Origin of the sequence: Paenibacillus agaridevorans, assembly GCF_018604145.1 — a bacterium.
GTDB lineage: Bacteria > Bacillota > Bacilli > Paenibacillales > Paenibacillaceae > Pristimantibacillus > Pristimantibacillus agaridevorans.
Window position 1 is genome coordinate 5,791,469 of the sequence record NZ_CP075889.1, and the last position, 19,916, is coordinate 5,811,384.

General features: G+C 49.1%; 16 protein-coding genes. 3 read left to right on the forward strand and 13 right to left on the reverse strand.

The features are described 5' to 3' along the window. Positions 1-19 precede the first annotated feature (19 nt). From selD to KJW29_RS23255, 13 genes are all read right to left on the reverse strand, one after another. Positions 20-1,066, reverse strand: coding sequence for a selenide, water dikinase SelD (gene selD / locus KJW29_RS23200; protein WP_214626396.1), 1,047 nt, complete (start codon positions 1,064-1,066; stop codon positions 20-22). A 78-nt stretch (positions 1,067-1,144) separates the two neighbouring features. Continuing rightward, the gene (locus KJW29_RS23205; protein WP_214626397.1) at positions 1,145-1,522 is read right to left on the reverse strand and encodes a hypothetical protein; all 378 of its coding nucleotides are present in this window, start codon (positions 1,520-1,522) and stop codon (positions 1,145-1,147) included. 15 nt (positions 1,523-1,537) lie between these two features. Further along, entirely contained in the window at positions 1,538-2,212 is a 675-nt protein-coding gene (locus tag KJW29_RS23210; protein ID WP_214626398.1) for a uracil-DNA glycosylase, read from the reverse strand. Between the two features lie 97 nt (positions 2,213-2,309). Beyond that, positions 2,310-2,636: an antibiotic biosynthesis monooxygenase family protein gene (locus KJW29_RS23215; RefSeq protein WP_214626399.1), complete on the reverse strand. Its 327-nt coding sequence runs from the start codon at positions 2,634-2,636 to the stop codon at positions 2,310-2,312. 181 nt (positions 2,637-2,817) lie between these two features. After that, on the reverse strand, positions 2,818-3,321 hold the full coding sequence (locus tag KJW29_RS23220) for an MgtC/SapB family protein (RefSeq protein ID WP_425517572.1): 504 nt from the start codon (positions 3,319-3,321) through the stop codon (positions 2,818-2,820). A gap of 175 nt (positions 3,322-3,496) precedes the next feature. Beyond that, positions 3,497-5,422 carry a CehA/McbA family metallohydrolase gene (locus KJW29_RS23225; RefSeq protein ID WP_214626400.1) on the reverse strand — a complete coding sequence of 642 codons (1,926 nt, stop codon included), beginning with the start codon at positions 5,420-5,422 and terminating at the stop codon, positions 3,497-3,499. A gap of 41 nt (positions 5,423-5,463) precedes the next feature. Next, on the reverse strand, positions 5,464-6,360 hold the full coding sequence (locus KJW29_RS23230; protein WP_108991139.1) for a carbohydrate ABC transporter permease: 897 nt from the start codon (positions 6,358-6,360) through the stop codon (positions 5,464-5,466). Between the two features lie 12 nt (positions 6,361-6,372). Further along, positions 6,373-7,308, reverse strand: coding sequence for an ABC transporter permease (locus KJW29_RS23235; protein ID WP_214626401.1), 936 nt, complete (start codon positions 7,306-7,308; stop codon positions 6,373-6,375). A 96-nt stretch (positions 7,309-7,404) separates the two neighbouring features. Further along, positions 7,405-9,048 (reverse strand): extracellular solute-binding protein, encoded by a 1,644-nt coding sequence (locus KJW29_RS23240; RefSeq protein ID WP_214626402.1) that lies wholly within the window; start codon positions 9,046-9,048, stop codon positions 7,405-7,407. A gap of 206 nt (positions 9,049-9,254) precedes the next feature. Further along, positions 9,255-10,028 carry a GntR family transcriptional regulator gene (locus KJW29_RS23245; RefSeq protein ID WP_214626403.1) on the reverse strand — a complete coding sequence of 258 codons (774 nt, stop codon included), beginning with the start codon at positions 10,026-10,028 and terminating at the stop codon, positions 9,255-9,257. Between the two features lie 314 nt (positions 10,029-10,342). Further along, positions 10,343-12,763, reverse strand: a complete 2,421-nt coding sequence (locus KJW29_RS23250) for a TOTE conflict system archaeo-eukaryotic primase domain-containing protein (RefSeq protein ID WP_214626404.1) — start codon at positions 12,761-12,763, stop codon at positions 10,343-10,345. Positions 12,764-12,817: 54 nt separating this feature from the next. After that, entirely contained in the window at positions 12,818-12,952 is a 135-nt protein-coding gene (locus tag KJW29_RS36545; RefSeq protein ID WP_281426284.1) for a hypothetical protein, read from the reverse strand. A gap of 116 nt (positions 12,953-13,068) precedes the next feature. After that, complete coding sequence (locus tag KJW29_RS23255; RefSeq protein ID WP_214626405.1) at positions 13,069-16,227, reverse strand: DEAD/DEAH box helicase; 3,159 nt, start codon at positions 16,225-16,227, stop codon at positions 13,069-13,071. Between the two features lie 507 nt (positions 16,228-16,734). On the opposite strand from KJW29_RS23255, the gene KJW29_RS23260 reads away from it, so the two are divergent. Genes KJW29_RS23260 through KJW29_RS23270 form a run of 3 tightly spaced genes read left to right on the forward strand, consistent with a single transcriptional unit; the run spans position 16,735 to position 19,903 of the window. Next, positions 16,735-17,637, forward strand: a complete 903-nt coding sequence (locus KJW29_RS23260; protein WP_214626406.1) for a carbohydrate ABC transporter permease — start codon at positions 16,735-16,737, stop codon at positions 17,635-17,637. 12 nt (positions 17,638-17,649) lie between these two features. Next, on the forward strand, positions 17,650-18,519 hold the full coding sequence (locus KJW29_RS23265) for a carbohydrate ABC transporter permease (RefSeq protein WP_214626407.1): 870 nt from the start codon (positions 17,650-17,652) through the stop codon (positions 18,517-18,519). 40 nt (positions 18,520-18,559) lie between these two features. Then, positions 18,560-19,903 (forward strand): ABC transporter substrate-binding protein, encoded by a 1,344-nt coding sequence (locus KJW29_RS23270; protein WP_214626408.1) that lies wholly within the window; start codon positions 18,560-18,562, stop codon positions 19,901-19,903. Positions 19,904-19,916 lie beyond the last annotated feature (13 nt).

Consider the following 19,916-nt stretch of genomic DNA (forward strand, 5'->3'; position numbering starts at 1 on the left):
TGCGCTATGTTTTCTCGACTTATCTGACCTCTATGCGTCCGGGATGCTCATCCGTCGCGCCGCCGATGATGGCAGCCTCCACGCCGGACTGCTTCAGCTTATCTAATAGCTCTTCCGCTTGTTCTCCGGCTACGGAGATGAGTAGGCCCCCCGAGGTAACGGCATCGCACAGGATCCATTGCCCGATCTCGTCCAAGGTACCCGCGAAGTCGATGGAATCCTTGACATGGGCAAAATTGTTTTTCGTGCCTCCGGGCACGAAGCCCGACTCCGCCAGCTCTCTGACCCTCGGCAGGACGGGGACATCGGCAGCGTTCACCCGTATCCCCACTCCGCTGCCCTTGGCCATCTCCAGCGCATGTCCCATCAGACCGAAACCCGTTACGTCCGTGCAAGCATGCACGTCGAACGGCTCCATGATTTCCGCGGCCGTCTTGTTGAGCGTCGCCATGACCTCCGTCACACGACGAACCTCATCCGCACTAAGCTTGTCCTTTTTGATGGACGTCGTCAGGATGCCTACCCCGATCGGCTTGGTCAGGATCAGCTTGTCGCCGGGAAGCGCTCCCGCATTGGTCCGCACCTTGTCCGGGTGTACAAGGCCCGTGACGGCAAGTCCGAACTTTGGCTCGGCATCGTCGATGGAATGTCCCCCTACGAGCGTAATGCCCGCCTCCCGCGTCTTGTCCCCGGCTCCCCGAAGAATTTCGGCAAGAATGGATTTGTCCAGCGCCTTGATCGGAAAGGCGACAATATTAAGCGCCGTCAGCGGTTTGCCGCCCATGGCGTATATATCGCTGATCGCATTGGCCGCGGCCACCTGGCCGAACGAATAGGGATCGTCCACGATCGGCGTAAAGAAGTCCACCGTCTGCACAAGCGCCAGCTCGTCGCTTAGCTTGTAAACGCCTGCGTCGTCGCTCGTATCGATACCGACAAGCAGATTGGGGTTCGGTATAGAGGCCGGCAAGGCGCGAAGGACTTGGGAGAGCTCTCCGGGTCCGATTTTGCATCCGCAGCCTCCTTTGGTAGAGTAGGAAGTCAGTTTGACCGGTTCCGTGTTCATGGCTTAGTTCCTTTCCATAGGGATCGTTAGTGTTATGTTAATAAGTATGTCCATGCTAAACGAAATGGCCCGGAAATTCTAACTCTCCGTAGCCAGATCAATCTTCCGATTGCCAGCGCGATACATGACGTAATGCCGGCTCCAGATTTGCGTTGCCGTCACAATGGTTGTTTCTCCGTCCTTCTCGAAAAAATAGCCGGACCCTTCTTGGCCTGTATATGTCCAGCCTTCTTCATGCATTTTTTCCTTAAGGAGCTCTCGGTGGCCTTTCGCTTTGGATACGAACTCTCCGTCCCGGTTCATGGGTAGGATTGCTCCTTCGGCAGAACGCAGCCGATACATGAGTCCGGCATTGTCCAGCCCGACCTTATTGAGAAGAAGGCCTGCCGCGAGCAAAAGCAACAACGCGACAACCGCTATCGCCCATAATGACCACTTCCAAACAGGTCTCGGCAATGTCATCTCTCCTCATTATATGTTTTCAATCTGCCAATCGATCTCCCCGCGGCCGCTCGCGCGAAGAAATTCATTGGCCCGAGAGAACGGCTTGCTGCCGAAGAAACCCCGATGCGCCGACAACGGGCTTGGATGCGCCGAGCGAAGCTGCAGATGATGTCGGTTCGTGATGAACTCCGCCTTCTTCTGGGCATGGCTGCCCCATAGCAGGAACACGACGGGCTCGTCCTTCTCGTTGATGGCCTGTATCACCCGATCCGTGAAATGCTCCCAGCCTTGCCCCTTGTGCGAATTGGCTTCGTGCGCCCGCACCGTCATGACCGTGTTTAGCAGAAGCACGCCCTGCTGGGCCCACTTGATCAGGTAACCGTTATTGGGAATGTAGCAGCCCAGATCCTCGCGGAGCTCCTTGTACATGTTCAGCAGCGACGGCGGCGTGCCGATCCCTTCCTTTACGGAGAAGCTCAGACCGTGCGCCTGGCCTGGCCCGTGATAAGGATCTTGCCCCAGGATCACGACTTTCGTATCGGCAAGCGACGTGTAATGAAGCGAGTTATAAATATCGTATTTGTCCGGGTATACCGCTCCCCTGCTATATTCATCGACTAGAAAATCTCTCAGCTTCAAATAGTAGGGCTGCTCGAACTCCCCCTCCAGCTTATCCGCCCAATCATTCTTTAAGATGGCCATAATGAGCGTCATCCTCCCCCGCGTTCTCAATCTAAAACTATTATACATGATTCGCAATATTTGATAACGACCGGCACGGGCACTCCTTCGACATTAGTCAACCCATAAAGTTGTCCCGCTCCACCTTTGCCACTCGCAAGACGAATTGTTGGTACCACTCCGCCTTGCCCTTGTCCTGAGCGACTTGATGCAGAGAATGGTTTTTCCAAGCTTCAATGGCCTCAAGCGTCGCCCAATAAGAGACGGTGATTCCGAAGCCGTCGCCGCCGCGAACACTTTCCACGCCGAGGAATCCCTCCTGCTGAGATGCCAGCTCCACCATCTTGTCCCCCATGGCCCCATATCCTTTGTTGTCCCCATCCGACATCTGCGAGGTGAACACAACGGCATAATACGGCGGTTCAGGTGTTCGAGCGATTGTCATTCGTAAGCACTCCCCTTTGCTGTCCTTTGATCGTCATTGTATCGCTAGTTTATCAGATTGTACCGGACAACAAACCCTCTGTCTAATAATCTGCCAATCGGCCGACTGCACTTTGCCGTAAGATGAAAAATAATGGCTGTGGTTATGACGCCTTTTGAAGGAACTTAAACGATCCCCAACGTCAGCCCTGCTCGACCGCCGTGACCGAATCCGCCGATGTTTCCGGACGATTGGCTTTCCGGAACCTTTGACGTTCGACATAATTGGCGATTCGCGCAACCGTCATGCTCGTCAGCACGGCGAACAACACAAAGCTGTAGAAACCGGCTCCCAAGCCAATCCCCGCTCCCCCGACGAACAAAATCATAGCCGCCGACGTGAGCCCCTTTACCTTCAAGCCGTCCTTCAAGATAACTCCTGCCCCGAGAAATCCGAGCCCCGCGACAATCTGCGCGGCCAGCCTCATCGGATCCATCATCGTATTCGGATATTGACCGCTTAGCCTACCTACGCTATAAATGGAAATCAGAGTAATCAATGTGCAGGCTACGCATACGTACATATAGGTTTTCAACCCGGCCGGCTTGCTCTTGGCCTCCCGGTCCCAGCCAATGGCCAGGCCGACAAGCGCGCTGAGCACGATACGAATATACGCTTCATAATAATGCTCCATATGATGAATCATATCAGCGGCAATACTCGCCCAAAAATCTTCCACCGCAAGAACCTCCTCTCCTAAACACATCCTGACTATGCGTCCATCAACTGCCTTCATTTATAAAAGACGTGCTCCCCGCATCAACGCGAGGAGCACGTCCAACCCTTCCATAGTGTTAGCACGTAGAGTTATGCCACCAATCTTATTCCACCCACACAGGAGCCGTCGCGGCAAACTCGCCGTCCTCCTGGTATACCTTGACGAAATAATAGCGTTGTCCCGATGGCAGCTCAAGCCGCAGTTTGAGCTCCGGCTCCGTGCACTCGACGCTGTGCAGCACGATGCCCTGCTCGCCGATAATCTCCGCGCGGACGATGCGATGTCCCGTCTCCCGGCGATACGATGCCACGATGTCAAAGGAGAGCCTATCTGTTTCCGAGATGCGCGAGCCCATGATGGCTCCGTTTACCCGAAACCATACTTGGAGGAACAACGCAGATGTGAAATACACGCGTTGCCGGCGCACCGCATCGAAGAAATGCTCTTCCGTCAGCTTATCCACCAGCACGCCTGTGCGAAGCGTATTTTCGGTGCCCCATTGCCCATGGTGGTTGTCCTGACTGCCAACCGGGGCGATGTGCCAGCCCAAATCCAGAGCTTTGACGTAGTAGTAGAGGCCGCCCAGCTCCTTCGATTCGATCGTGTTGATCTCCAACATATGCATGACCTTGTCCAGCTCCGGATCGTAAGGCGCGAAGCCGTCCAGATGGCGGTTGCCGCATGACCACGGGTGATTCCATTGCTGGATGGAGTCGGGATAACGTTTGACCAGCTCGTAGTAAGTCGGAATATCGTTGAACCTGGTTTCGTAAGCGTTAATGAAGAAGTCCATATTATACGTGTTCATATGGCCGAACTGGTTGTACCAGGTCGTCTCCGCTCCATACAGCGCAAGGAACGCGCCTTCCTCGGTTTTCGCCGCGGCAATCTCCTGGATCTCACGCCACTTCCGGCTCTTGTCCCAGTCCAAATAATGATCGTATAAGTTGCTGTGCTCCGTAATCGCCAGAAAATCCAGCTCCGCCGTATAACGCGCGTAATCATACGCATACTCCGGCACGCCGATGCCGTCCGAGAAGCCGGTGTGGCTGTGCAAATTGCCGAAGTAGACGCGATATTCGCCATTCGGCGCAGGCAAATCGGCAGGCTTCGGACGAGGTGCCGGGAACGCCCTCGCCTGCGCAAGCGCCAGCCAATGGATCAGCAACGTCTGACCCGGATCGATCGACTTCAGGATCAGGCAAACATCGTGAACGCCCTTAAGCGGTTGATTGTCCGAAGCATGCAGCTCCCCGGCCAGAATCGACCACCGTTTCCACTGCTTGAACAGCACAAGCTCGCCAATCACGACACCCTCCGGTCCGCCCAATCTCACCTCCAGGTTCGCCTTGAGCGACTTGTCCGGGTTAACGAAGCCAAACTCGCCTCTCAGTTGGTTGACGCCCTGCGCGGTGAAATCAACGTCCCGGTACAGGAGGTACGCGCCGGCTTGATCGCTTGCCGCCACAACCGCGCGGCGTCCCGGCTCCAGCTCGTCGTCTTCCCGCAGCCCGAAGCCCTCCCCCTCGTCCCACTCCGTTGCAGGAAACAACAACGGAGCCTTTCGAGGCGGCGCCTCCATCTCCAACGGATCATCGGAGCCGTACACCTCGACATGTCGCAGCAGCGCCGCTTCGTCCGTCGAACAATAGGTGACCGTCACCCGAATGTATCGGGCGGCAGCGCTTGTCTCATGCCATACGCCATCCAACGTGGCAACGGCATCGTCTTTTTTGCTGGCAATCTCCGTCCAGTTCAAGCCGTCCTGGCTGGCTTCCACGAAATAATGAACGTACCGTTCGTCCCCCGCGTAAGCACTGATTCGAATTCGCGATAACGGCAGCACTTTCTCCAGATCAAGCTTCCACCATTTGTAATAGGGTCCACCTTTCCAACAGGTTTCCTCGCGTCCATCTACCGCCATTTCTGCCTCGCAGCCATCGATCTCGAACTCGGCGATTGCCAGCTTGCCCTGGCTAAGCAGAACGAACTCTGTCGTTCCATTTGATCGCGAATGCTCTATTGTCATCGTTCTATCACCCATTCGGTTAGTAATTGTGTCCGTCTTCCTTATCCTTTGATCGCGCCCATCATGACGCCCTTCACGAAATGCTTCTGCACCAGCGGGTACAACAGCAGCATGGGCAAACTCGATACGACAATGACCGCGTATTTGACGCCCTCCGTCAGCAGCAATTGTTCCACCAGGCTCTCGCCTTGGCCTCCGACCAAGCCTCCCATGTCCTGTTGAATCAACAGGTTGCGAATCACCATCTGCAGCGGCATCCGCCAGTCGTCGTTCAGGTAAATTAACGCCATGAAATACGCATTCCAGTGGGCTACGGCATAGTACATCGTCATGACGGCGATAATCGGCATCGACAGCGGCAGCACGATCCGGGTTAACGTTCGAATATTGCTGCAGCCGTCAATAAACGCCGCTTCCTGCAATTCATAAGGGATGGAGGTTTGAAAATAAGTGCGCATCACGATCAGGTTCCAGACGCTGACCGCGCTCGGAATGACCATGACCCAAAGATTGTTGTACAAGCCCAGCACGTTCTTATAGATCAGGAACGTCGGAATGAGGCCGCCATTGAACAGCAGCGTGAATGTAAACAGAAGAACAAGCACGTGTCGCCCCACCAAATCCCTTCGCGACAACGCGTAGGCGCCCATCGTCGTCATGACGACATTAATCGTTGTGCCAACGACGAGATAGAGGATGGAATTGCGATAGCCCGTCCAAATATCCGGATTTTGAAAAACTTTGCGGTACGCATCCAGCGAGATGTCCTTCGGCAGCAGCCAAAGCTCGCCCTTGACGATGGCCCAGGGATTGCTCAGCGAAGCGCTGACAATATAGATCAGGGGATACAACGTACCTAACATAATTAGCGTCAATATCGTATAGATGACGATGTCATAGATACGGTCGCCGGCCGACTTGTGCCCGAGATGATTCATGCTCCCCCTCCTCTACCATAGGCTCGTGCCGCTTACGCGCTTCGCGATTTGGTTAACGGCGATAATAAGAATAAAATTGATTAGCGAGTTAAACAATCCCACTGCCGTCGAGAAACTGAATTGCAAGCCCAGCAGGCCGATTTCGTACACATAAGTGGAAATGACGCTGGATGCCGATCGGTTTAGATCGTTTTGCATTAAATAGATTTTCTCGAACCCGATATCCATGATCGATCCGAATTGGAAAATCAACATAATGATGGCCGTCGGAATGAGCGCGGGGATGGCGATATGCAACAGTCTTTGCAGCTTGGTCGCGCCGTCTATCATGGCCGCTTCGTACAGGCTTTTGTCCACTCCCGCCAGAACCGCAACATATAACACCGAGGCGAAGCCCATATTTTGCCACACATCCGAGAACACATAGATGCTCTTGAACATCGACGGTTCCGTCATAAAATAAATCGGATCGCCGCCCAGCCGGACGATGATATTGTTGACTAGCCCCGTCGATGGCGACAAGAACGCCATGACGATGCCTACAAGGACGACCGTCGACAGAAAATGCGGCATAAAGGTGATGGACTGCACGCTTTTCCTGAAACGCTGGCTTTGCACCTCGTTGATCAGCAAAGCAAAAATGATCGGGAGCGGAAAAGCAACGAGGATTTGATAAAAGCTGATGCCCAGCGTATTGCGGATCAAAGTCCAAAACTGGTAGTTATTAAAAAACCGTTCGAAATGTTTGAGGCCAACCCAACTGCTGTCCCAGAAGCCCTTTACCGCGCTGAAATCCTTAAAGGCGAGCTGGATCCCGTACATCGGCAAATATTTCAGCAGAACAAAATACAGCACGACGGGAAGAATAAGCAAATACAGATCCCAATTACGGCGAACCGAGCGGGGAATAAGCAATCTGGATTCTCTGCTCCTTGCACCGGATGTCATAACAGCACTCCTTCTTATCGCTAGTCCTTGCCGTTATCGGCAGCGGAGGATGGAGGGGGTGTCAGGCCCTATTCCTCGCTGCCGCCCGCATCGTGACTACTTGGTGTAACGCTCGTAAGCCGCCCCGTAAAACTCTTGCAACCGCTCAAGACCCATCCGTTTAATCTGCTCGACGTATTTGTCAAACTCGTCCAGCGACGTTTTTCCTTGCACGAATTCCGCCGTCCGCTGACTGACCATGGCATAAATATCCGTTTCCATCGCCTGCTTCTCGTCCGCCTCTTCCGCGGTGAAGCCAAATGGCGCCCACAGCTCGTCAGGCAGATAAGGACTCAGCTTCTCTGCCGCCGCTTTCGCGGAAGGCTGCGTTTCGCCGCCTTTGAAGTAATCCTCCAGAATGAGCGTCGGGAGCGATCCGCCCGCATACGGCACATATTTGGATACCACCTGGTCAAACGACGAGCCTTCGGGAATATTGCTTACGATTTCCGGCAAGAAGTCGTATTGCCCCTCCGCGTTTTTCCCGTACGATTCGCCTTCGACGCCCAGGTACAACATGCGGATGCCTTCCTCGCTATAGAAATAGTCGATCCAACGCATGGCCGCCTCTGGATGTTTGTTCGAGCTGGAGATCATAAACGCCCCCTTGGAGCCGAAGTGGCCGCGAGCGCTCGTATAAAGCTGCTCGCCTGCCGGCCCGACCAAAGCTTGGTCCAATCCGGCATAATCGTCGGCGTTCGTATTGGCTCTGCCGATGACATTGCCGAAGGAGAAGGAGCCGAGCTGGTTCTGTTCGTTCATGGCCAGCACTTTCGCGCCCGTATTCGTAAAGATTTCCTGATCGATCAGCTTTTCGGTGTACAGCTTGTTCATATAGGTCAGCAATTGCTTGTACGCGTCGCTAATCGGAAAAAATCTCAGCTTGCCTGTCTCCGGATCAACATCCCAGTTGCCGTTGCCCGTGCCGCGATTGCCCAGACCGAAAGCCCCGCGCAGCACCTGCGTCAGCTCGTCCAGCGAATCCGCCGTAAGCGGAACCTCGTCCGCCTGTCCGTTGTCGTTCATGTCGCCGTCGCGGAACGCCTTAAGCGTCTCGTACAGCTCGTCCGTCGTCTTCGGCATGCTCTTGCCCGCCTTCTCCAGCCAGCTCTGGTTGAGGAACAGCTTCCGCGTAATCTCGATACTAGGCGAGTCCGTCAAGCTCGGCATGGCATAGATGCTTCCGTCGGCCGTCTCCAGACCTTTGCGAACATCCGGATACTTCTCCATCACTGCTTTGAAATTCGGCGCATATTGGTCGATTAAATCATTTAGCTTCATTAACGAACCGTCAGCCCCGTACTTGTCGACATCGCTGTCCGGCATCCGGGTACGGAAGAACACATCCGGCAACTCGTTGCTCGCAAGAGCAAGATTACGTTTCTCCGTCATGTCTGCGCTTGTGTAACCATCCCACTCCATGCGAATGCCCGTCATTTTCTCGTATTCCTGCCACACCCGAATCTCATTCCAATCGGGCGGCTGCGCGGGACTAAGCATGACCATCGCGGACATCGTTACCGGCTCGTTCACGATCGGGAAGCCCGTCGCATTCAGTAAGGCAGGCGTGCTCGACTCCGTTGGAGTCGTTGTAGAACCGTTCGTTCCTTCGGGCTTCGCGTTGTTGTTCTTGCCGCTGCAAGCGGCCAACATAGATGTCGCAATCACGCACGTCAAAATAACCGATATTGCTTTTCTCATGAAAAAATTCCTCCCGTTTCGTTTCATTCCGTGTTTTTACAGAAAATTCCGAATATTGAGAAAACAATACATGTGCCTAAGACTCGCCGTTATGACGCATAATATCGGCTGAACTAAGATGATCGCACCATCGCCGGGAGTGTGGCGGTGCGGACCAAGCCGCGCCGCCGAATTAATAATCTATTTTGTTTTGCTACACTGCTGCATTACTCGCCGCTTCTGGATTCGCTGAGCGCACCTTCGTAAACCGCTTTTTTGCGCAGCTTCTGCCTGTACTTGTATTTATATTTGTCGCTGATAATGAAGCTTTCGCAGTATTCGATGATCTGCTCCTGCGCCATTGTCACTCTTGTCAGATGCATGACGGCCGCATTTTTTTTGATCTGCAGCTGTACGGCAATGTCCGACGGGCAGTTCGCCGCCTCGATCTCCACTTCCGCCTCTTCCGCCATTAGACCGGAGCAATGAAAAATTGTCATATACAATCCTTCTCGGTCCAGATCCTCTTCCGTCGCCTTCTCCAGGAATTTGCTTGGCGTATAGGAACGCTCCCATGCAAAAATCTCACCGCCGATGTGTCGGAGCCTGATCAGTTCATGAATCGACTCGTGCTCGTTTACCTCCAGGTGTCTCATCAATGATACCGACGGCTGCACTGGCTTGAACGAAATCAATTGGAACGAAGATTCCAGCCCGCTCTTCTCGAGCTCCTTGGACAAGCTATAATCGCTGGACAACTCATGCTCGAATTTAGGAAGGGATACGAAGGTCCCTTTCCCTTGCTTGCGGACAAGATAACCCTCTTGCACAAGCCCTTTGATCACCTCTCGCACCGTTATCCGGCTAACTCCGTATTCATCGCATAATTCCCTTTCGCTTGCGATCTGTTCTCCCGGCGCCCAGATCTTGCTTTGAATCTTCTCCAGCATCTTGCTTCTGAGCTGATACTGAAGCGTAACCGGCAGCTTGTCATCGAGCATTTTCCCAACCCCCTTTCTTTGTAAAGGATTTAATAAGTGGTTATAACCTCTTAATTAACTGGTTATAACATTATATCATCGAGAGTTGAATGTCAATATACTTTACAACAAATAAATATGAGAAAAACTTCTATCGAGGTACTTCAGTGATGAGCGACCGCGTTTAGAGATAGTTTTTATCGCCAATAAGAATTTTTCTTCTCCGGCAAGCTCGGAAACTTATACGCTTATGTGGTAAAGAAAAGGATGACCGCCTTGGGATTGGGGGTCATCCTTGAATTATTTTGAGGCGGCGTTCAACGTAATTAATGCTATTACAATTCTGCCCCCTTATAGCCCATCTTGCGATAACCTTTGACTCTTTTCTTATACATACTCATAAGAACAGGCACCTGAAGGTCAATGTAATCGTAAATTTTTACCTCATTTTTATGAACATGTGTGCGATGCAGCCTGCCTGCATATTGCTGTAATGTACCGGACCACGATATAGGATGGACTAAAAACAAAGTGTCCAATCTCGCGTCATCAAAACCCTCACCGATTAATTTGCCGGTTGCAATAAAGACTCGCTCTTCTTGATCCGGAATTCCGGTGATCTGTTCACGAGCGGCATCTCTCTGTTTCTTCCCCATACCTCCTGTCAACACAATAACATTTCGAGCAAACGAACGAAGCCGCTCTTCAAAATAGAAAGCATGCTCCCTTCGTTCAACTAACAGCAAAGGCGATCTCCCTTCTTCCAAACAAGCAAGCAGATCATCGAATATCATTGTATTCCGTTCTTCATCGCTCACTAGATACTGGTAGACCTCCTGTATAGATGTGCCTGTATCTGAAGTCAAGCGCAGATTAGTGTACCTGGGTACCACTGTCAAAGAAAAACCACGATTACTTGTCAGAGATTTAGCATCTATTTTCGTGCGAATTGGGCCAAGCTGCATCATAACAATCGCTTCATGCCCGTCCTGTCTCTTAAGCGTTGCCGTAAGGCCGACCACATATTTGGCCTTAGCTTTTATGAGCACCTGTTCAAAGCTAAAAGCTGAAAGATGATGACACTCATCGACGATAACCTGACCATATTCCTCAATAAAATCCTTCACCTCTCCCTTACGATTCAAACTTTGTATAATGGCAATATCAATTACGCCACTGCGTTTATCTTTACCTCCACCAATCAAACCAATCATGTTCTTCTCTATGCTTAAAAACGTATGCAGTCGTTCCTTCCACTGCTCCATCAGCTCACGACGATGCACGATGATTAACGTGCTCACTTTACGTCTTGCAATGATACTCGCGGCCACTACAGTCTTACCAAAACCAGTCGCGGCAGATAGAATTCCCATTTCATGAGCTGTAATTGCTCTTGCCGCAGCATCCTGCAGAATAGTTAATTCTCCTTCAAACTGGACATCAATAGCCTGTCCCTCACATCTTCTGTCTTCAACGATCGGCTTAATTTTCAGCTCTTCAAGCATAGATAATACTGCCTCTTTACAACCCCGGGGCAATGCAATAGAGTCCTCTAAATCCTCTGAGCAACTAATAATCCTGGGTTTATCAAATGTCGATAACCTCAATGCCTGTGCTTTATAGAAATCCGGATTTGAAAAAGAAGCAAGACGAAGAAGTTGATTAATTACCGGTGCAGGTAATTTGTCTTTTCTTATATAGATTCGATTACTTAACACAATCTTGACTTCATCTGGTAGAGTCAATTGAATAATCTCTTGATTCTGTTTTTTATCAGGAGCCCAAGGCACTATTTCTTGCTCCGAAAGGGGATCTGTATGAGTGCCCCAATCATCGGATACCGCATGTTGCTTGATAAACGACAAAACTTCCTCACTAGTCAACTTTCTTACACTCGCCAAATAGCGCCACTGATCATCATATGGCTCCAGCTTCTCGTTTACAAATACGCTATTCCCACTCTTCCGCGGTCCACCTTGAAGCGGCAACGCAATTAAGTTACCAAAACCACCTTTGGGCAAAGTGTCCTGGTTAGGAAATAATCGATCATACGATTCAAGTCCGATCTGATACCTCTGATTCATGGTAAGTGTCAAAATTATAGTACCAAGCCTCCTTGCTAGACTAGCTGCAATGGGCTCTTCAAAGAAAATCCAAAGATGTCCTCCTTGACCGGACCGTGATCGTTCCAATGAAGCAGGAATATTTAAGCCTTCACAAACTTGCATGACAGCCAAAGAATCGTCTTTCCAGTTCTTCTTATCAAAGTCCATTGCCAAAAACCAACAGGTCTCATCTGGCAGCATGGGATAAACGCCTATCGTTCGATCCTGCCTGGCGTCCAAATGTTTGGACAAGACATCGTCCGTAACTTGCAAAAAATTCTGATGTAAACATGCAGAACACTTCACTTTTGGTTTCTGACAAACAGACGTCCACTCATTCCCACAAGCAGGAGAATAACCCGACTTTCCCTGCTTGTTACTCCAACGAACAGGATATACATCTTCCCGTCCACGGAAATAGTTACGGTATATGGCTAGTTTTTCACTAACCGATGAAAGTTGATGAACTGTTGCGGGTGATTCGTATTCAGTTCCACTATCACCCTCTTTTGCATGATTTGAACTATCCGATAATTTTACAGATTCAAACGAAGCAACACGTTCGAGTTGGTTTTTAAGTCGTTCATTCTCTTGTAATAGGCGATTAATCTCTTTAAGAGCAGCCTTATATTTTTCATGAATATCGTCCATGTTGATAATCACCTCGCTAGGCAGCCTAAACAAAAAGCGCCATAAAGGCGCAGTTTATTTCACTTCTCCAACTTCAATAATAATTGATGCAGCTTGTCTGCTTGCTCCTATAAATGCTATTACCTTACCAGGTTCAATAGGAACGTCAGATAAGGACTTAAAGCTTTTAATATTTATATTCATATCCATTACGTACACCCATTTCGTTACTACTCAATCTATCCAGGTCACTTAAAAATATACTTCTCTAAATTCTACATGACCTCCTTGGGATTGGTGGTCATCCTTGAGTCTCTTGCATGTTGCTACACGATCGCCTTCTTGGCCGCCGGCACCATAGACGGAGGCAGCTCTTCCTTCAGCCGCCAGACGAAACTGATTGGCTTGTTGCCTTCATGACTCACGTATTCCGCTTCTCCAAGGAAAGTAAAGGGACTCGTAAACCCGCCCTCTTCCTTGTATTCACGAACGAATAACAGGATGCGAGACTCACGTTCCCGGTGATGAATATACCGCTGTGCCGTCTTCGACTCCTCCGAAGTCCGACTCTGCGTCTGCCAATGGAACAACGTCTCATTAATGGCGTAATCCTCATATTGCGTTGAGGGGGAGAAGTCCTTGTCCGACTTGTTTAGAGTGATAAGGAAAATGTCGGTTGACTTGCTCTCAAAATATTTGACCCCTTCGCGGAAGCTAGGAGCCGCTTCATCGTTCCAATAACCGAAAGCGGCCATCACCTGGTCCAGCGTATAACGGCAATGCACATAAAGCGGTAGAGCGTAAGGCAAGCCGTGCGGTTTGTTGACAAAATCGATATTGGAAAGATTATGGTGCAGGATTGCCGTTACTTCTTCTCGGAATGGGACGCATGAAAAGATTTGTAAAAGCGCATCCTGAACTCCCGCATACCCCTGCTTTTTAGGCTCCGTCCTGTAAAAAGTATAACAAAACATATTAAGCATGAGCTGCTCTTCTTCGGACTGCGCTAGCCGGCTTGTTGCCAAGTAATCGATTAGAAAACGCAGTAGTCTAGGTTCATTGAGCTGCAGTAAAGCCGGGAAACGCTTCGTCAAATATTCGCCTGCTTCCCAGTGATACGGCTCCTTTAATCCCGCTTCAACCAATAACCCCTGAAAGCTTCTCCGTCCCGTTCTTCCGCCGTAGAAATCCTGTAAGGTTAGCCCATAATGACCCACGAAGTTTTCTAGCGTCACGGGTAAACCCGTATCTGCCTCGAAATATTTGAGTCGATTCACCAGGCTTCTTCGGTTTACGGACATACTCTTCAGATTGCGCAATATGTAATGTTTAGCCTGCTTTTCGAGCTGGATAAAGCTGCCTCGCGGCAAACTTGAAAACCCATTCTCCACATAATGTTGAACGGAATGTTTTGTTCTCCCCACCAACGCACGGAATTTCTCCTGAAAATTATATTCCTGGTGGGCCTGTCCTATAAAATCCAGTACGGTGAGGCATTCCTTGCCCTCATGCAAGCGGAGTCCACGTCCAAGCTGTTGAAGGAATACGGTCAAACTTTCCGTCGGGCGGAGAAACAATATTGTATTTACAGCGGGAATATCAACGCCTTCATTGTACAAATCAACGACGAAAATCATGCGTATCTCGCCTTGCTCCAGCTTCTTCTTGGCTGATTGTCTCTCCGTATTGCTAGATCCGCTATATAGGGATATGCTTGGTATGCCGGCCTCGCAAAAGACGGTTGCCATATACCGTGCGTGATCAATGCCAACACAGAATCCCAGCCCTTTGAGAGCGTCCATGTCCGTCGAGTACTTGCGCAGGCTGTTTAGAATTTGTACGGCACGAATCTTATTATGCGTATACAAATTTTCTAACTCGTTTAAATCGTATCCGCGTCTCGACCAACGCACTTGCGTCAAATCAACCGCATCCGTCACCCCAAAATAATGGAAAGGACTCAATAATTTCCTATCGATTGCATCCGTAAGCCGAATTTCGGCCGCGATGCGGTTGTCAAAATAACCAAACACGTTCTTGCCATCCATACGCTCAGGCGTAGCCGTTAAACCTAGCAAAATACGAGGACGATAATGGCCCAGCAATTTTTGGTAGGACGGCGCAGCCGCATGGTGAAATTCGTCAACTACGATGTAATCGTAATAGTCCGGTGTCGTTCGCTCCGTAAGTTGCATCGAATTCAGACTCTGAATACTAATAAACAGACGATCCAGGCTCTGAGCTTGATGATTGCCAACTTGAAGTTCGCCAAAGTTTAGATCTTTTAGGATATAGCGAAACGTATCCCGGCTTTGTTTCAAAATCTCTTCGCGATGCGCAACGAACAGCAGCTTCGCATTTGGGTGAATTTGTGCAAATTTTTTGAAGTCGAACGCCGATACGACCGTCTTTCCGACGCCAGTCGCCGCCACAACCAAATTGCGTGTCCGTCCATGCAACGTTCGCTGTGCCTCTAATTTCTCCAGGATCTCCTTTTGGTAGTCGTAAGGATGAATCTCGAACGGAAATGAAAGTCCCTCCTCATCCCTGGCCGACTTTCCCTTGCGCAGCGCTAGCAACAGCATCTCCTCGTCAGTTTCATCGGTAGGGTCGAAGAGCTTGAACGCCCGATCGTTCCAATAGCTTGCGAACGTGGCGTCGATCTTGTTCAGCACGTCGTAGGAATCCTTCTCCGTCACCTTCAAATTCCATTCCAGTCCGCTGGTAAGCGCCGGATTGGACAAATTGGACGAACCGACGTATGCCGTCGTAAAACCGGTATCCCTCTTGAAAACGTAGGCTTTAGCATGCAGCCGAGTACGATCGGTGTCGTACGAAATTTTGATTTCTGTATTCGGCAACTTGCTGAGCTCCTGAATCGCTTTGTAGTCAGTAGCTTCCATATACGTTGTTGTAATGACGCGTAGCTTTCCACCTCTGGTCGTGAACTGCTCCAGTTGCTCCATTAAACAACGAAGACCGCTCCACTTGATGAAGGACACAAGCCAGTCGATCCGATCCGACGTCAGAATTTCCTGTTTTAACTCGTGAAGCATGTTCGGCTCCGCATGCGCGCCGGTAAATAATGAACTTTGGGACAGCGGCGTCGCTGGCCGAATCACCTTCTCGTCTTTGAATGCACGAATGTGATTCATCCTGGAATAAATATGCGTCAGCACTTCTCCCTGCTCGTCCAGCTTCAGCGCTTCGGCTTCCTCTGCTCCGAGACTTTCCTTCAAAGACGCGATAACATCATTGCATGTCCGCACCTGTGCCAATATTGCCTCTTCGTCCTGTGTCCCTGCCTGCTCCCTCACCAGCTTGAGCGCTCTGCGAGTGACAAGCCCGATGTAGCTGGATAACATTTTCCGAGCTTCTTCGCTGTCCAGCTTCTCCTTTCCAATAACGAACTCAGAGGCATTTAGCCGAAGCAGTTGCTCCGATGTCAAACCGTTGATGACTTGTTCGTATAGGCCTTCTTTCATGGTGGGCTATGCCTCCTAGCCAGTTTTAAATGTTGCATATAGAAAAAGAGTAACTTCTAAGGTTACTCCTCTTACTTTTTCAGCTTATATTCATCGAGGCTCCCCGGATACCTGCGCCCATTTCTCTCGTGGCTTAGGTTCTTCTCTCGAAGTGTGAAAGAATCCATATTCTAAATGAGGCTGTTCCCGATGTAATTAAGCCGATAACTGTGATCACATTTTTCTTATTTTAACATATTAGGTTATTCTCCCGATATATCAGGTTGGCCATTTTAAGTGCTAAGGTACCGGAGAATATGAGTCTGGTGGTAGCACCAATAGGCTAAAAATAGGCTGTTTATAGGCTCCCGGCAGCCTGTTTTGCGTACAAACATATTTTTTACGCTAACAAGTAAACAAAAGACCGAGAAAGTAAAGAGACGGAAATAGATTGGGCGGAGGTTCAATCTTATAATAAAACAAGCGTTAAGAAAACGATTACAACATTTTTCGGAAAGGGAGGTGATTATGATGCGACGCAAAGCTTCAGATTATTTTACAGGCTATTTATTCATTATGCCGTATGTGATTGGCGCTTTTATGCTATTTATAATTCCAGCCTGCATGTCCTTATACTATTCTTTTACACGATTTAAAGTTATTTCGCCGCCGATGTTCAACGGGCTGGACAATATACGCATGCTTTTAGCTGACCAGTTGTTTATGACTGCCTTTAAAAATACTTGGTATTATTCACTCATTTATGTGCCGATTCAGGTTGTCATTCCGCTTGTTTTTGCAGTTATGCTGAGTTATTCCAAAAAATTGATTAGGGGCAAATGGTCGGATTGGCTTCGCGCAATCTACTATTTCCCGGCTATTCCATCCTGGTTTGTAATCGGTATGGTTTGGATTTGGCTGCTTGCTCCGGAAATTGGCATCGTCAATCAAATTATTGGCTGGTTTGGCAAGTCCGATATTGCTTTTCTGGGAATAGGTTCGGATACAATTATCCCCAGTTTAGCGCTAGTAGCCGTGTGGAAGGGTCTTGGCTATGCCATGTTCATTTATTTCATAGGACTTAACAATATTCCAGATTCGCTATATGAATCAGCTGAAATTGACGGTGTGAACGTTTGGCAAAGATTTCGAAACATTACCGTGCCGATGATATCTCCAACGACCTTTTTAATTGTCATTATTTCGATATCCAGTGCGTTCCAAGCTTTCGATCAGCATTTTACAATGGTGTTCAATCGCTATAACAAATATTCGGATACGCATCTGATGGTATATCTCTATGAAAAAGCATTTCGTTTTATGGATATGGGCTATGCATCGCTGATCGCATGGGTTTCGTTCTTGTGCATGATTATCGTAACTCTTATCGTCCTGTTTTTACAGAAACGATGGGTTCATTACGAAGAATAGGAGGCAGAACAATTGGCTAGTATCGCCGCAAACAAAAGAAATAGAACAAAGATCGGTGTAAGTACGATCATCTTTACGATCATTTTACTGCTTGGGGCAATAAGCATGCTATTGCCGTTTGTGTGGATGATTCTAGCATCCTTAAAAACAAATGGGGAGTTTTTGAATGCATTCAAATGGCTGCCCGCTGCTCCGCAATGGGAAAATTACACGAGGCTGCTGTTCCCTGAAAAAGGGCATCCGTTTATGCTGTACTTTTTCAATAGCGTGAAGGTGACAGGGCTAGCCATGATCGGCACCGTATTATCTTGTAGCCTGGTAGCATTTGCTCTCGCAAGAATTTCATTCCCAGGGAAAAATATCGTTTTTGGCTTTGCCGTTATCTCTATATTTCTGCCGTCACAGGTGACGATGATACCGCAGTTTTTAATTTTTAAAGAGCTGGGCTGGCTGGGCACCCATTATCCGCTGATCATACCTGCTTTTCTGGCTTCAGCCTTCGGCATTATTTTATTAAGGCAATTTTACCGTACCATTCCCAAGGAAATGGATGAAGCCGCAAAGGTTGATGGAGCCGGCTGGTTCACCATCTACTCTCGCATTCATCTGCCGCTGATGATTTCTCCATTGATCACTTTAGCTATTTTGACCTTTCAAGAAAAGTGGGCGGAAATATTGTATCCGATGATCTTTATTGGAAAAAAAAGCGATTTGTGGACGATGGTATTAAAAATACGCGATCTGTCCACTGGACAATATAACTCACGCCCGGAGCTAGAGATGGCGGGCAATGTATTGCTAGTGCTGCCGGTTATTATTTTATTTATTACAGCACAGCCCTATTTCGTAAAAAGCATCGCAACATCCGGTGTCAAAGGATAATAATCCTTGATGCATATACAACAAATTCAGGAGGGTTAAAATGAAACAAGCAATGAAGCCAGTCACCATTTTTATTTTACTTTTCACTATGATTTTGGCGGGCTGTTCCTCCAATAGCGGAGGAAATGCCGGGAGCTCTACCGTTCCGAGCAGCGGCAATAATGAGTCACCGGCGCCTAGCGAATCGACTAAGGAAGAGCCGGTTACGATTCAGGTTGCTTATTACGCTGACGAAACAGCAAGAGAAACATTTGGAAAAATTATTGATGCGTTTATGGAGAAAAACGAACATATTACGGTAGAAGATTTGGGCACAGACTGGGGAACGCATTATACAAACTTGAAAGTGGATTTAGCTTCGGGTGATGGCCCGACTGTATTTTTACTTGATGGCCCATATATTGCACAATACGCCGAAGAAGGCGCCATTGAAAATTTGACAGACCGCTTGAAGGAAATTTCGCTTCAGGACTATTACGGATTCGATGCCATTAAAAATGCAAAAGGCGAGTATTTCGCAGTTCCGCAAGCTATTCAGGTAAACGCCTTGTACTATAATAAAGATATGTTCGATGAGGCAAATGTTGCATACCCGACAGCTGACTGGACGACGGACGATGTGTACGCTGCTGCTCAGAAGCTGACGGATAAAGATAAAAAGCAATACGGTATTGGCCTTGCCAATCATTTCCGTTACGGCTGGTATACGACGATCCGTCAGTTTGGAGGAGACCTTCTGGACGAAACTCGTACAAAGAGCACATTTGCCAGCGATCCGAAAGTAAAAGAAGCTTTGATTTACATGAAAAAGTTTTGGGATGAAGGCTTAACGCCAAGCTTGCTGGAGCAAGAGGGCGAAGTTACGCCAAATCATGGCACATGGTTTCCGCGCGGCATTACAGCAATGTTCTATGATAATTTTGCCAGAAGACTTTCAAATGATCAGGAAGGCATAAATTACGATGTAGCGCTTATGCCAAAGGGTATTGGCGGTGTGAATTACAGCGCGCTCGTTGCTAACTCTTGGGTGCTGGATGCAAAAGCAAACGATTCTGAGAAAGAAGCAGGCTGGAAATTTATCCAGTATTTCCTTAGCGATGAAGCTCAAGAGCTGAACGCTTCATTGGCAGAAGGCATTACAGCCAATAAAGCGATGGCAGATGCGGCTTTATCCAAGCATCAAGGAAACCCATCCAATATCAAGGTATTTTTGGACAGCATGGAGCATGCCTCCAATGTTGGAGACAATCCGCTATGGGAAGAATGGATTGGCGCGATAGATCCTCTGTTTACGGAATATTTGGCGGGCAAGCTGGATATAGATGAGCTGCTGAAGAAAGGCGACACGGCTGCACAAGCTGTACTAGATAAAATCAAAAAATAATGAGTTGAGCTTT